Origin of the sequence: Desulfovermiculus halophilus DSM 18834, from assembly GCF_000620765.1 — a bacterium.
GTDB lineage: Bacteria > Desulfobacterota > Desulfovibrionia > Desulfovibrionales > Desulfothermaceae > Desulfovermiculus > Desulfovermiculus halophilus.
Genome location: NZ_JIAK01000011.1, coordinates 64,483 through 77,605 on the forward strand (window position 1 = coordinate 64,483; position 13,123 = coordinate 77,605).

General features: G+C 57.5%; 14 protein-coding genes and 1 tRNA gene. 3 read left to right on the forward strand and 12 right to left on the reverse strand.

Features of this window, described 5'->3' with window-relative positions:
• Nucleotides 1–223: 223 nt before the first annotated feature.
• Nucleotides 224–299 (forward strand) — tRNA-Thr (locus N902_RS0106970).
• Nucleotides 300–478: 179 nt separating this feature from the next.
• Here N902_RS0106970 and N902_RS0106980 read toward each other — a convergent pair.
• From N902_RS0106980 to N902_RS0107020, 7 genes are all read right to left on the reverse strand, one after another.
• A complete protein-coding gene (locus tag N902_RS0106980) occupies nt 479–733 on the reverse strand; it encodes a Txe/YoeB family addiction module toxin (RefSeq protein ID WP_027370352.1) in 255 nt (84 codons plus the stop codon).
• Nucleotides 717–941, reverse strand: a complete 225-nt coding sequence (locus tag N902_RS0106985) for a hypothetical protein (protein WP_027370353.1) — start codon at nt 939–941, stop codon at nt 717–719. Before N902_RS0106985 ends, N902_RS0106980 begins: the two co-directional genes overlap by 17 nt.
• 158 nt (nt 942–1,099) lie before the next feature.
• Entirely contained in the window at nt 1,100–1,279 is a 180-nt protein-coding gene (locus N902_RS0106990) for a hypothetical protein (RefSeq protein WP_027370354.1), read from the reverse strand.
• 10 nt (nt 1,280–1,289) lie between these two features.
• Nucleotides 1,290–2,498: a tyrosine-type recombinase/integrase gene (locus tag N902_RS0106995; RefSeq protein ID WP_027370355.1), complete on the reverse strand. Its 1,209-nt coding sequence runs from the start codon at nt 2,496–2,498 to the stop codon at nt 1,290–1,292.
• Nucleotides 2,499–3,127: 629 nt separating this feature from the next.
• Nucleotides 3,128–3,322, reverse strand: a complete 195-nt coding sequence (locus N902_RS0107010; protein ID WP_027370356.1) for a DUF6722 family protein — start codon at nt 3,320–3,322, stop codon at nt 3,128–3,130.
• A 136-nt stretch (nt 3,323–3,458) separates the two neighbouring features.
• Complete coding sequence (locus N902_RS18680) at nt 3,459–4,412, reverse strand: GGDEF domain-containing protein (protein ID WP_051564401.1); 954 nt, start codon at nt 4,410–4,412, stop codon at nt 3,459–3,461.
• Nucleotides 4,412–5,521, reverse strand: a complete 1,110-nt coding sequence (locus N902_RS0107020) for a cobalamin B12-binding domain-containing protein (RefSeq protein WP_034622097.1) — start codon at nt 5,519–5,521, stop codon at nt 4,412–4,414. Before N902_RS0107020 ends, N902_RS18680 begins: the two co-directional genes overlap by 1 nt.
• 154 nt (nt 5,522–5,675) lie before the next feature.
• Between N902_RS0107020 and N902_RS0107025 the strand changes: the two genes are divergently transcribed.
• Nucleotides 5,676–6,422 carry a LexA family transcriptional regulator gene (locus N902_RS0107025; protein ID WP_027370358.1) on the forward strand — a complete coding sequence of 249 codons (747 nt, stop codon included), beginning with the start codon at nt 5,676–5,678 and terminating at the stop codon, nt 6,420–6,422.
• A 99-nt stretch (nt 6,423–6,521) separates the two neighbouring features.
• Nucleotides 6,522–7,007: a hypothetical protein gene (locus N902_RS0107030; protein WP_027370359.1), complete on the forward strand. Its 486-nt coding sequence runs from the start codon at nt 6,522–6,524 to the stop codon at nt 7,005–7,007.
• Nucleotides 7,008–7,031: 24 nt separating this feature from the next.
• On the opposite strand, the gene N902_RS0107035 is transcribed toward N902_RS0107030, so the two are convergent.
• The 5 genes from N902_RS0107035 to rny form a co-directional block, all read right to left on the reverse strand.
• Nucleotides 7,032–7,526, reverse strand: coding sequence for a hydrogenase maturation protease (locus N902_RS0107035; RefSeq protein WP_027370360.1), 495 nt, complete (start codon nt 7,524–7,526; stop codon nt 7,032–7,034).
• A 161-nt stretch (nt 7,527–7,687) separates the two neighbouring features.
• Nucleotides 7,688–8,578: a UbiA-like polyprenyltransferase gene (locus tag N902_RS0107040; protein WP_051564402.1), complete on the reverse strand. Its 891-nt coding sequence runs from the start codon at nt 8,576–8,578 to the stop codon at nt 7,688–7,690.
• Between the two features lie 29 nt (nt 8,579–8,607).
• A complete protein-coding gene (gene tyrS, locus N902_RS0107045) occupies nt 8,608–9,807 on the reverse strand; it encodes a tyrosine--tRNA ligase (protein WP_027370362.1) in 1,200 nt (399 codons plus the stop codon).
• 49 nt (nt 9,808–9,856) lie between these two features.
• On the reverse strand, nt 9,857–10,633 hold the full coding sequence (locus tag N902_RS0107050; RefSeq protein ID WP_027370363.1) for a TIGR00282 family metallophosphoesterase: 777 nt from the start codon (nt 10,631–10,633) through the stop codon (nt 9,857–9,859).
• A 376-nt stretch (nt 10,634–11,009) separates the two neighbouring features.
• Nucleotides 11,010–12,563, reverse strand: a complete 1,554-nt coding sequence (gene rny / locus N902_RS0107055; protein ID WP_027370364.1) for a ribonuclease Y — start codon at nt 12,561–12,563, stop codon at nt 11,010–11,012.
• Nucleotides 12,564–13,123: the final 560 nt, after the last annotated feature.

Consider the following 13,123-nt stretch of genomic DNA (forward strand, 5'->3'; position numbering starts at 1 on the left):
AAATCCACAAGCTACGTCGAAGAACCATAATTTTCGTATCACTCCCAATACGGGATTTATCGCCAACTGTGAGCTAACTGGCTGGTCACCGCCTCGCTGGACAAGGCCCCTGAACTTTGGGAAGGGGGTCTGAACGATTACGTCCGGCAACTGGCAAAAAGGGGAGGCAGATCGCCTTGACTTCACCCCAAACCCCTGCTAATCCTGCATTTGCGGCAGTTGAGCCGGCGTAGCTCAGTCGGTAGAGCAGCTGATTCGTAATCAGCAGGTCGTCCGTTCAAGTCGGATCGCCGGCTCCATACACAACAAAGGCGGGATGAGTCCCGCCTTTGTTTTTTTATATTTCCTACATTCTATCTGATATTGTGCAACAGCTCAACTTGCCGATCCGCATAAAGCTCTTGATGAGTCCTGGAAGGGAACCGGACTTTTCGGGGGCCAGCCTAGGCCAGGGAAGATATGAAGTCGATATGAATCTTCAGTAGTGATACCGGCAGGCAAGGATCCTAATTTCATCCTCTGTGACTTGATAGACCAGGCGGTGTTCCTTATTGATTCTCCGGGACCAGCAGCCGGACAGCTCATGCCTTAGAGGCTCAGGCTTGCCCCTGCCCTTAAATGGAGACCTCTTGACTTCTTGAATCAGGGCCACAACCTTCTTGGCCAGCTTCGGGTCCCTGGACATAAACCAGGCCAGGTCTTCAAAGGCATGGTCATCAAATACCAAGCGCATCCTGAACCTCTTCCCAGGTCTTGCCGCCGGATCGCTCCTTGGCCTCCAAGAGGCGCTTCCTCATGGCCTCGCTCTGCAAGAGGTACGTGGTATCATCTCTTTCCGGCTCGGCCTTCTGGACCTCTTCCAAGAGCCTGTGCCATTCATCAATGGGAACCACAACAGCTATCGGGTCCCCGGATTCGTTCACTATGTATTGAATACTCATCATTGACTCCACTTTACTTCCGAGCCCTTAAGAAACTCACCCATCAGTGGGCCTTGTGCTTCCTGCTCCTGCGCCTGTTACTGATCCAAGTCACAAGAGCCCCTCCGCATCCGATCAGGGCAAGAATGCCCATCATTACCGTGAATGCATCCATATCATTACCTCCCGTCAATAAATGACCCCCAAGCAAAGAACCCCGTCGCTGCAAGCACCCCAAGCACGATAGCCAGTGCAGGAAGTTCCCCTGTCCATAAGGGCTTGATCACGGTTAGCAAGGCCACACCTTTGCTGAGGTCGTAGAGATACCCGGCTGCATTGTCTTTTTGTTTCTCATTCATACCCACACCTTCACCCCTGGGCTTGTCGGATGTCAATAACCTTGCCGTTGTTGTCCACCTTCCCGGCCAGGATCTGTTCCAGCTCTGCTTCCCAAGCCTCCAGGGCCTGGCGTTTCTCCGCATCGTATGTATGCCGGTCATAGATCCCGCCCACTGTCCTGTCCTTGTGGTTCAGGATCTTGTCCACCACCAGGCGGTTGAACCCAAGCTCTGATATGATGGTGGCCGCCGTCCTTCGCAGATCATGCGGGGTTGTGCGGGGAAGGCCTGAACCCTTCAGAGCCTTTCTCAGCCCCTGGGCCAGGGCATAGGTGGATATGGGGCCGCTGGTCTGTGGTGAGGGGAATATCCACTTGCTGCTGGAAAAAGACCTGGCCACCTTGATCATGGACAGGACTTCATCAGTCAAAGGCACTCGCTGGGCAACCCCGTTCTTGGATCTTTCCTTTGGGATAGTCCACATCCGTTCCTGCCAGTCGATTTCATCAGTGGTCATCTGGCGAACTTCTCCGGGCCGCTGCGCGGTTCTAAGGATGAGCTCCAGGGCCATCCTGGTGCTGATCCACAGGGGCTGATCATTCAGGAGCTGGTGAAGCGTTTTGATCTCCGGCCTGGTCAAAACCCGATCCCGTGATTCTTCGGCTTCCATCTTGATCCTCGTTGCTGGTGAAGCATCCAGTACCCCACGTTCCAGGGCGAAATTGAACATTCTGGATATGACGGCGAAAGTCCTGTTCGCCGTTACCATAGAGCCCCGGTCCTTGATCAGATCCAGGACATAGATAATATCCCGCCGCCGAACTTCAGAAACCTTCTTGTCTCCGAGGACCGGCTTTACGTCTTTCTCCAGAAGGCGTTGATCCTCTTTCCAAGACTTCTTGTTCGGCCTGGCCCATCTGTGTAGATACTCTTCAATGAACTCGGCCACAGTAGGGGTTGATTTCCACGCCTCCTGCGCCCACTTCTTGGCCTCAACTGGATCTTCGCCACGGTCTCTGGCCGCCTTGGCTTTACCCGCCTCTTCGCGAGCTTTGGCCAGAGACATTTCCGGGAAGACCCCAAGTGTCAGCCGCTTGAGTTTTCCGTTCACCCGATACACATAACAAAATGATTTCTTGCCAGACGGAGAAACTCGAACAATAAGCCCGCCCTCATCGGATACCTGATACCTCTCATGGCCAGGTTTTAATGCCTCGATCTGCTTCACAGTCAGGGCCATCTCACACCTCACTGATCTTTTATCAAAGGGTCGATGGTTCAAGGAAGGCCTGTTACCCCGGGTAGCTTTTGGGGTATATTTTGGCCTCTTGCTGGCATGATATTTGATAAGATTTCTTAAGACAAGCTGAAAAATTTATTCAGAGAAAAAGGCATGTTATAGAGGCAAGGTTGATACGGCATGAAACTTGCTTAGACTTAAATGAAACAGATTCGTAATCAGCAGGTCGTCCGTTCAAGTCGGATCGCCGGCTCCATACATAACAAAGGCGGGATGAGTCCCGCCTTTGTTTTTTTATATTTCCCACATTCTATCTGATATTGTGCAACAGCTCAACTTGCCGATCCGCATAAAGCTCTTGATGAGTCCGGGAAGGGAACCGGACTTTTCGGGGGCCAGCCTAGGCCAGGGAAGGTATGAGGTCGGTATCAGTAGGCCTTGTGGTCCCTGTGTTTTTTGTTTGACCGCCAGGTCAAGAATGCTCCTATTGCCGCCACCAGGCCCAGCAGGCCAATGACAATATCAAGTCCGGTCACCGTCTTACTTCTTAAAGTGCTTGGAGTGTTTCACCCAATATACGCCAGCCAGGCCAATACCTATAAGGATGAGGAAAACCACGGTCATTGAATTCATTGTTTCGCCTCCTTGGAGTCAAGGGCGTATCCTATCCAGAGAAAGATCAGGACTGCTACCAAGCCCAAAACGGTATTCAAGACTGAAGCCTTTCCGCTTTGAAACAGTGGTGTGATCACAGCCACACCCGCTATGATCCTTGCCAAGTCATATGCAAACTTGGCCAGACTGTCTTTTTGTTTCTCATTCATACTCACACCTTCACCCCTGGGCTTGTCATATGTCAATCACCTGGCCGTCCTTGTCCGCCTTCCCAAAAATGAACAAGGCAGGCTATAAGAGTGTCGTGCGCGGTATGAAACTTGCTTTCCATCCCGGCTTTCCGGATCAGCTGTCCTCTCCGGCAATCACCACCCGGTCCCGCCCTGCCTCCTTGGCCCGGTACAATGCTTTGTCCGCCCTGTTGATCAGCTCATCCACAGAGTCCCCGCCCACAAGCTCAGCCGCTCCGGCGCTAATGGTGATTGTGTACCCGTTGCTTAAGATATCCAGCCCTGCCAGCTCACTGCGTATCCGCTGGGCGAAATCCCAGGCCTGCCCGGCTCGGGTATGGGGCAGGCAGACAATGAACTCCTCCCCCCCGAAGCGGGCGGCCAGATCCTCTTCCCGGGTGCCCTTCTGCAACAGGTCTCCGAGGGCTGCCAGCACCTTGTCCCCAGCCGCATGTCCGAAGGTGTCGTTCACAGCCTTGAAATGATCGATGTCCAGCATGACAACGGACAGAGGCAGGTGCTGCCTTTGAGCCAGGGAAAACATTTGGCCAAAGCGTTCCTGAAAGAACCTGCGGTTGGCCAGCTTGGTCAACGGATCGGTGCGCATCAGCTCCGAGATCCTGGCATTGGCCTCCTCAAGCTCCCGGTTCTTCTTGCTCAGCTCCCGGCCCAGGGTGGAAAGCTCGTTGTTTAAGGCGGACATGCTCTCCAGGACCTCGTTGTCCGTGCTTCCCAACCGGTCTCCAAGCACGAAATACGTGTTTTGAAAGGCAAACGTATAGCACCGGTACAGCACCTCGGTATAGCAGATCCGCAGGATCTGGGGCAGAAACGTCTGGCCCTGCATGGACACAATCAGGGAGAAATCCGTATCCTCCAAGGGGCACAAAAGCTCCCCCAAATAGCGCCCCACCGGCTTGCTGGGCACATACAGGGCCCTGGTCAGGTTGGCGTTGCAGTCGGTGATTACATACTGCTCATCGGTGAGCACAACGATGGTGGTCCCGGTATGCTCGAAGAAGGACCAGACCAGATCCGGATGCTGGGCCAAGATCTCCTTAATGGTCATTATACCTGCTGCTCCTGCCACGTTCTGGCCAGCTGCACGGCTTGGGCGCAGTCCCGGGCATACCCGTCGGCTCCCAGCTGTTGGGCAAGCCCTGAAACGCCCTGGAAGGCCAGGCCTCCAACCATTATCTTCGGCCGCTTCCCCGGCCAGGCTGAGATGTGCTGAATCACGCTCTGCACCGCGGTCAGATTCGAGGCCAAGGCCGCAGACAAGGCCACAATATCCGGCTGATAGGCGGAGACAAAGTCCAAAAAATCATCCTGGGGCATATTGGCCCCCAGATACTCCACCTCCCAGCCGTCCAGCTCCAGACTATTGGCCACCATGGTGGCCCCGACCTCATGGAACTCGTTGGCTGCGGCCGAGACCACCGCTCTGCCCCTCTTTTCCCCCTGGGGCCGGACCAGCTCGATGTATTGGGCGGACATCAACCTGTTGACCAGGGCCGAGGCCAAATGCTCCTTGGCCACACTGATCTCTCCCCTTTCCCACATCTCGCCAACCGCATACATGGCCGGCTGCACAACCTGGAGATAAAAAACAGGCAGGTCCTGAGCTGATTGGACCGCCTCCTGGCCCAGCTCCATCACCCGGGCCTTGTCCCCTTGGATCAGGGCCTGGACAAAGCCATTGCAGATTTCCTTCCATGCCTGGTCCGGCTGGGGACTCACGGATCTCGTCTCCTCGGACAGGGCTATGAACTCCTCGTGTCTGGACAGCATCCAGTCGTAGATCCGAATCAGCGGTCCGGCCGTATCTTCAGCAAGCGTCTCTCCCAGCGCGATCCGCCAGGCCTGCAGGTGGGCGGGGAAATAGGCGTAGGCAAAGCCCCGGCTGTGATAGGTTCGATAGGCCCAGGCCACGGTTTGAATCAACAAAGCGTACTGCCCCAGTGCAAAGACATTGCCCATGAATAAGGCATGGTTTTTGTGGTTCTCAAACATGAGCTGGAGGGGGTTCTCCCCGATCAGCAGGCCGATGTCCGCCCGGGAGCTCATGATCTTGTTCACCTTCTCCACCATGGCCGCCAGATTCTCGGTATAGGCCTGCACGCTTGATTCCGGAATGGCCGGCAGTTCCGAGACTTCCGCCATCAACCTGTGGGTCATGCTCCACTCCTGGATCAGAGTTGAAAGGATCGGGCTGCATGTATACAGTTACGGGCAACGAAATGAGTGCGTATAATTCTTCGACCCTGGCTGTACAGGTGAGAAGCTTGCCATACCTTGCTGCGTGTCAATCCAACCATTGTATGAGCTGGGCATGACCTCTCTCTCTTTCCAGGACTTTTTCACCCGCGTATGCCAGGCCACGGACATTGAAAACCAGTCTCACCTGGCCCAGGTCCTCGGTGTGGGCCGGGCGGCGATTTCCCTGGCCAAGCAAAAGGACTCCATTCCCTGGAAATGGGTCTTCGCCCTGGCCGAGGCCTATAATCTGAACTCCAACTGGCTGGCCACCGGGACCGGGCAGCCGGCGGCATCCCAGGATCCTTCCCCGGGTTCCTGGACCAGGGTCCCCCATGCCCTGGCTGTACCGGACCGGGACGGAGACAGGGTCAAGCTGGAGATAACCGCTCCGCGCCTGGCCCTTCCGCTCCCGGAAGACGACGCCCATACCCCGCTCCATCTGGTCAGCCTGGAGATGACCGGCCCCTGCATGGAGCCGGAAATTAAAGACCGGGACCTGCTGGTCCTGGATCAAAGCCAGCAGATCATTCACCCCGGACTTATCTACGCCCTGGATCTGGCCGGCACACTCCTGGTCCGGCGAATCGACCGACAGCAGGCCGGGGCCATGACCCTGATCTGCGACAACCCGGCATTTCCGCCGGCCGTCCTGGCCCCTGACCAGGCCCGGGAGGTGGCAATACTGGGCCGGGTCGTGCGCGTTATCCGCCATCTCGGCCCATACCCGGCCCCGGGATCCACTGCCTTGAGCCAAACGGCGAATCATGTATCATCGGACCTGCCCCAAGGGGAAGAGGCAGATCACAGCGACCCGAACTGAACCCACATCCTCAGGATACCAACAGGGCTAGTCACCCGCTGGTTGCCCACAGCGACCGAGCCGGGACAGGCCCCGCCGATCCGGAGACAAGGAGCGATTATGGCCGATCAATTCAAGCAGGCCCTGAAAGACATCACCGACATCTGCAAGTTTGAGCACTGGTTGCGGTTTACCTATATGACCAAGGAAGGGGAGGAGCACAAGCTGAGCATTCCGGAGTCGGACATTGCGGAAATGAAGCGCGACCTGCCCCTGCTCGCCGGCCTGGCCGAGGACATGAACAATGAAATCATGACCCCGGACACATCTCAACAAAAGCTCATAGCCTATATTCAAAACCGCCTGGACGGGGACCGGTACGACATCACCCGCATCCTTTCGGTGCTGAACAGCAAGAGCTTTCAAGTGGAAATGCAGGCCTTTCATATGTGGGTGGAAGCCCATGAAGATCAACTGGAGACAAGCCTGATGAACTTCACCCAATGGATGCAGCTCTTTGAGGCCTGGAAGCGGACAGGCAAGGGGCAGGATGTGCTTCAGACCCTGTCCTCTCCCCAGGACGACAGCAGTCAGACCACGCATTGACCGGGCGGCCGTGGGTGGCCGCCCTTAGCTCCCTCCGGGCTCCAGCACAGAGCGGATCATCCGGCAGGCCGTGGGCACTGCGGCCTGAATCGATCCGCTCAGGCCGGGCCGAACGCACTCAGGTATGCATTCGGCCTGGACGGCCAGGACCCGCACATCGACCCCTGCCTGGGAGACAAGCTCCTGCAGCAGGTCGATGGACGGAAACTGGTGCATGGAAAAGTCGGCCTTCTTGCACTGCGGGATGCTGGCCAGGGGCAGCCACTCCACCCGGCCCGGGTCGCGCTCCGGGAGGGAAACGGCATCCACAAGCACGATCCTCTCCGGCTTGCTGGATTGCAGCACCAGGTCGAAAAGCAGCTCGCTGACACTGGTTCCCACATCCAGGGCCGCACACCCTGCCGGAAGCTCCTCGTCCTCCAGGGCCTGGATCACCGCCGGCCCGAATCCATCGTCACCAAACAGGGTATTTCCGCAGCCCAGGATCAAAATCCGGCTGGTCATCAGCTCTTCGATCATCGACACCACCATACACCCTTGTGCTTGCGGACCGCTGTCTGTTCTAGCTTCTCCGACCTGGCCCGTGGATAACGGTAAACTGGTCTGTATGAAATTCCACCGCCTGTGCCGAACCCCCTGTTTTTCATTCACCCCAGGGGTGAAATCAGCCCGGGACGGGGCTACAGCGGCCCGAAGATGTCGGCCAGGACCCCGGCGCAGAGGACAACGGCAATAATCCCGTTCAAGGTGAAAAAGGCCAGGTTGACGTACCCCAGATCGTCGGTCTGGACCAGGGTATGCTCCCATAAAAGGACGATGCTGACTGCCAGCCAGACCAGGGCATAGATCCAGCCCAGCCCTCCCGTCCATCCGGCGAGCAGAAAGAACAGGGAGGCATTCACGTGGCTGAAGGTGGACAGGGACAGGGCATGCCCGATACCGAACCTGGCCGGGATGGAATGCAGCCCCATTGTGCGGTCGAAGTCCACATCCTGACAGGCATACAGGATGTCGAACCCGGCCACCCAAAAGGTGACCCCCAGAAAAAAGAGGACCGCCGGGATGCTCAGCACTGGAGAATGGGCCAGCCAGCCGCCCAGGGGGGCCAACCCGAGGACCGATCCCAGCCAGAAGTGGCTCAGCCAGGTCAGCCGTTTGCTGTAGCTGTACAGCCCGGACCAGGCCAGGGCCGGAACGGAGAGATACAGGCAGGTGGTGTTCAGACCGGCACAGGCCAGGACAAAGACCACTGCCGCAGCCAAGGTCATGCCCCAGGCCTTGGGTCTGGACATCCGCCCCGTGACCAGGGGGCGATCCTGGGTCCGCGGGTTTTGGGCGTCAATCCGCTCATCAACCAGGCGGTTCACGGCCATGGCAAAGGACCGCACAGCCACCATGGCCACAGTGAGGACCAGAAACAGCCCCCATCCCGGCCAACCCCCGGCGGCCATGAACAGGCCGATATAGGCAAAGGGCAGGGCGAAGACCGAATGCTCGATCTTGACCAGACGGGCGAACAGGGAAAGCTCTCGCCACAAGCCGGACCAGGAGAAACTCAGTGTCTGGAGCATGACCAACCTTCGTGCATGTTCAATCCCGTCTATCCTCGCACCACAACCCGCACGAAACGGCGCTTGCCCACCTTGAGCACATGCTCGCCCCGGGGCAGGGCATACTGCACATCCATCAGCTTCCGGCCGTCCTCACTCACCGCCCCCTGCCTGCACAACCGCTTGACCTCGCCCTTGGACTGACAGAGCCCGGACCGGACCAGAACGCCCCCCAGATCTGCCTGATCCGCTTCCACCTCCACCTCCGGCATATCGCTGGGCAGTTCGTGCTGAGAAAAGACCCGGGCAAAATCCTCCCTGGCCTGCTGTGCGGCAGAGGCCCCATGGAACTTGGCCGTGATCTCCATGGCCAGCTCTTCCTTGATCTCCTTGGGGTGCTTCCTGCCCTGATCCATATCCTGCTTGAGTCCATGGACCTCGGCCATATCCTTGTCCGAAAGCAGCTCATAGTACCGGAACATCAGATCATCGGAGATGGACATCAGTTTGCCGAACATGTCCCCGGCCGGCTCTTCTATAGCCACATAATTGCCCAGGGACTTGCTCATCTTCTGCACCCCGTCCAGCCCTTCCAGGATGGGCATGGTCAGGATGACCTGGGGCTCCATGTTCTCCTGCCGCTGCAGGGTCCGTCCGACCAGGAGATTGAACTTTTGGTCCGTTCCCCCCAGCTCGAGATCGGCCCGCATAGCGATGGAATCGTAGCCCTGAACCAGGGGATAGAGAAATTCGTGGATGGATATGGGCCGGTTGCTCTCGAACCTCTTGTGGAAATCGTCCCGTTCCAGCATCCGGGCCACCGTATACTTGGAGCAGAGCTGCACAAAATCGTAGGCTGTGAACTTGTCCATCCACGCGGAGTTGAACATCAGCTCGGTCCGGTCCGGGTCCAGGATCTTGAAGATCTGCCGCTTGTAGGTTTCGGCATTGGCCACCACTTCCTCTCTGGTCAGGGAGACCCTGGTCTCGGACTTGCCGCTGGGGTCCCCGATCATCCCGGTGAAATCTCCGATCAGAAAGAGCACCTGGTGCCCGAGCTCCTGAAAGTGCTTCAGCTTCTGGATCAATACTGTGTGCCCCAGATGCAGGTCAGGGGCGGTCGGATCGAATCCGGCCTTGATCCGCAGCGGCCGGCCCTGCTTCAGCTTGGCTGTCAGCTCCGATTCCTCGATAATCTCTTCACTGCCCCGGCGGATGAGCGCCAGGCTGGTTTCCAGATCGGTCTGCATAGGTCAACGTCCGTCAGTTATGGGTTGAGATGCAATGGGAGACGCCCTGTCAGGCCTGAAACTCCTCCACCGGAGTAAAGGCCGCGGCCCTGCCGGAATCGTCGGTTTCCAGGAGCACACCCTGAATCACGGCCTCACCCCTGCCCACGGCAAAGGGCTGGGGCAGACCGGTCCGGAACCTCTCCAGAATTGGATCCGGATCCATGCCGATGATGGAGTGGTAGGGACCGCACATCCCCGCGTCGGAGATATAGGCCGTGCCCTGCCGGGTGATCTGGGCATCGGCGGTGGGCACATGGGTATGGGTGCCGATCACCGCGCTGACCCGTCCGTCCAGGGCGTACAGCAGGGCCTTCTTTTCAGAGGTGGCCTCGGCGTGAAAATCCACCAGGATATGTCTGGCCTGTTCCCCGATGGAGGCCAGGATGGCCTCGGCTGTTCGGAACGGGCAATCGATCTGGTCCATGAAAATCCGGCCCAAGAGATTGACCACCGCCAGCTCTCCGCTGGATACGCTGTACACCCCCCAGCCACGCCCCGGCACTCCGGGCGGGTAGTTGGCCGGACGCAACAGCCAGGCTTCGGACTCCAGGCTGGGAAACACATCCTTGTGCTTCCAGATGTGATTGCCGGAGGTCATAATGTCCACCCCGGCGGTCCGCAGCTGTCCGGCGTTTTGGGCTGTAAGCCCGATCCCGCCGGAGGCGTTCTCCCCGTTGGCCACCACGCAGTCCACATCCCACCGGGCCTTGAGGGCATTGAGCTGCCGGGACACTGCACTGCGCCCGGGACGGCCTACAATATCGCCTAAGAAAAGTATCCGCATCCTGGGTCGCTTCCAGTTTTGTTTGAAAACTATTATTCGTTAATAGTTGGGATAATCCAAATCGAAATCGGGAACGGGATCGCTATTGAAATCGAAAGAATATGTCATTTGGTGCAGCAGGAACCCGCAGTTTATGGATATCGATCCCGATAGCGATTACGAACCCGAAGAAAGAAAATCACAACAATGGGTAACCACTTTCAATCGGTATCGGTATCGGTATCGAAATCGTTTGTATGTTTCGTTAGCGAAAGCGTGCCCGTCAGGGCATGTGGGTTTGTAATGAGCTTGTGTCCATTTTTCCTTCCCGTTCTTCGCCCCTCAGTCACTCCGTTCGTTTCCTTTGCCCATGTCTCTCAGCCCCTGCCGGACCGCCTCACTTTGCGTATTGAACCGCCCGTTTTTCCCGGATGCAGGTCACCTTGATCTGCCCGGGATAGGTCATCTTGTCTTCCACAGCTGTGGCTATATCCTTGCACAAGAGATAGGTCTGATCCTCATCCACCCGGTCGCAGTCGATCATGACCCGCAGCTCCCGGCCGGCCTGGATGGCATAAGCCTTGGCCACCCCGCTAAAATCAGTGGCCACGTTCTCCAGCTCTTCCAGGCGCTTGACATAGTTTTCCAAGAGCTCCTTGCGCGCTCCGGGCCGGGCACCGGACAGACTGTCGGCGGCCTGGACCAAGACCGCGAGGATGGACTTGGGCTGCACATCCTCGTGGTGGGCGGCGATGGCATGGATGATGTCTTTGGATTCACCGTACTTTTTGACCAAGTCCGCCCCGATTGTGGCGTGCGGCCCCTCCACTTCATGGTCCACGGCCTTGCCTATATCGTGCAGCAGCCCGGCCCGCTTGGCTTTCTTGACGTCGATCTGCAGCTCAGCAGCCATAACCCCGCACAAGAAGGCGACTTCCAGGGAATGGTGAAGCACGTTCTGGGAAAAGCTGGTCCGATACTGCAGATGGCCCAAAAGCCGGACCAGCTCGGGATTTATGCCGTGCACCCCGACGTCGAACGTGGCCTGTTCGCCCATCTCCCGGAGCTTGACCTCCATCTCCTTGTCCACCTTCTTCACGATATCTTCGATCCGGGCCGGGTGAATCCGCCCGTCGCTGATCAGCCGCTCCAGGACCTGCTTGGCCTTTTCCCGGCGCAAGGGGCTGTAGGCGGAGAGGATAACCGTTTCCGGCGTGTCGTCGATGATCAGGTCCACTCCGGTGGCGGCTTCCAATGAACGGATATTCCGCCCTTCCCGGCCGATGATCCTGCCCTTCATCTCATCACTGGGCAAGGTAACCGCAGATACGGACTGCTCGGAAATATACTCCCCTGAATAGCGCTGAATTGCTGTGGACAGGATCTCCTTGGCTTTTCGATCCGCGGTCTCCTTGGCTTCCATCTCGATCTGCCTGATCATCCTGGCCGCCTCGTGCCTGGTCCGGCTCTCTATATCCTCCAGGAGACGGCGCTTGGCCTCCTCCACGGTCAGCCCGGATATCTCCTGCAGGACCCGCTCCTGCTCGGACATGACATGCTCGACTTCCTGCTCCTTTTCCTCCAGCTCCCTCTCCTGCTTGGAAAGCCGTTTCTCCCAGTCCACAAGCTCGCTTTCTTTCTCTGTAATTCGTTCCTGCTTGTTTTCCAGGCGTTCTTCCTTCTGCTGCAGACGGCCTTCCTGCTTTTTGATCACATTTTCCCGTTCCTTAAACTCTTGCTCCATCTCCTTCTTTTGCTGGTAGATTTCATCCTGCCCCTGAAGGACGATTTCCTTCTTCTGGGCCTGAGCTTCCTTCCTGGCGGTTTCCAGGACCTGCTCCGCCTCGGTCCTGGCCTCTTCCAGCCTCTTGGCAGAGAAAATCTTGTGCAGAACGAACCCGGCTCCGGCACCGAAAACGATGCCGGCCAGGGCAATGATCAACAGCTCCATGGCAAATCTCCTTTATTATCTCTCAAGCCGTGCGGCCTGTTGGCAAAGAACACGCAATCGTCCGGTCCTGAAGCGCACAGCGGATACGCATGTGCTCAGGCATCCATCCCGCCTCTGAAGGAAACGGTACCCCGTCGGAATTTGTGGTTCTTCGACACAGAAAGTGGAATTGCATACCTAAGAGTTTGGCCTCTCTTCTGTGTGCCGTAAGCGGCAGGCCCGCACATTTTCTTGGTCCCGCCAAAAGGGGGAAACCAGGCACTCACATGCATGATATGCTCAGTCCACCTGAAGGCAATGTCCATCATGTGAGTGCCTGGAGGGGGCAGGGATCCCCCTTTGGCGGGACTTAGAAAATACCGGGCCGAAAGTGGGCACACAGAAGAGATGGCCAATTCCAAAAATCCACAGGCTACCTCGAAGAACCGACTTTGTTCAGGGGGCTGCCCCTTTGCCACCGTCGGATACCATCCGGATAGGTCTCCGGGATGATGCCTGGTCGCCACGCGAACTCGGACAAGAGGGGGAAATCGGACCAATGCTGGAGAAGACAGCAGGAA

Coding starts and splice junctions, on each gene's coding strand:
- N902_RS0107025 (WP_027370358.1), top strand. CDS start 5,676: ATGACCTCTCTCTCTTTCCAGGACTTTTTCACCCGCGTATGCCAGGCC.
- N902_RS0107035 (WP_027370360.1), bottom strand. CDS start 7,526: ATGATCGAAGAGCTGATGACCAGCCGGATTTTGATCCTGGGCTGCGGA.
- N902_RS0106990 (WP_027370354.1), bottom strand. CDS start 1,279: ATGAATGAGAAACAAAAAGACAATGCAGCCGGGTATCTCTACGACCTC.
- rny (WP_027370364.1), bottom strand. CDS start 12,563: ATGGAGCTGTTGATCATTGCCCTGGCCGGCATCGTTTTCGGTGCCGGA.
- N902_RS0107050 (WP_027370363.1), bottom strand. CDS start 10,633: ATGCGGATACTTTTCTTAGGCGATATTGTAGGCCGTCCCGGGCGCAGT.
- N902_RS0107020 (WP_034622097.1), bottom strand. CDS start 5,521: ATGACCCACAGGTTGATGGCGGAAGTCTCGGAACTGCCGGCCATTCCG.
- N902_RS18680 (WP_051564401.1), bottom strand. CDS start 4,412: ATGACCATTAAGGAGATCTTGGCCCAGCATCCGGATCTGGTCTGGTCC.
- N902_RS0107010 (WP_027370356.1), bottom strand. CDS start 3,322: ATGAATGAGAAACAAAAAGACAGTCTGGCCAAGTTTGCATATGACTTG.
- N902_RS0106985 (WP_027370353.1), bottom strand. CDS start 941: ATGAGTATTCAATACATAGTGAACGAATCCGGGGACCCGATAGCTGTT.
- N902_RS0107030 (WP_027370359.1), top strand. CDS start 6,522: ATGGCCGATCAATTCAAGCAGGCCCTGAAAGACATCACCGACATCTGC.
- N902_RS0106995 (WP_027370355.1), bottom strand. CDS start 2,498: ATGGCCCTGACTGTGAAGCAGATCGAGGCATTAAAACCTGGCCATGAG.
- N902_RS0106980 (WP_027370352.1), bottom strand. CDS start 733: ATGCGCTTGGTATTTGATGACCATGCCTTTGAAGACCTGGCCTGGTTT.
- tyrS (WP_027370362.1), bottom strand. CDS start 9,807: ATGCAGACCGATCTGGAAACCAGCCTGGCGCTCATCCGCCGGGGCAGT.
- N902_RS0107040 (WP_051564402.1), bottom strand. CDS start 8,578: ATGCTCCAGACACTGAGTTTCTCCTGGTCCGGCTTGTGGCGAGAGCTT.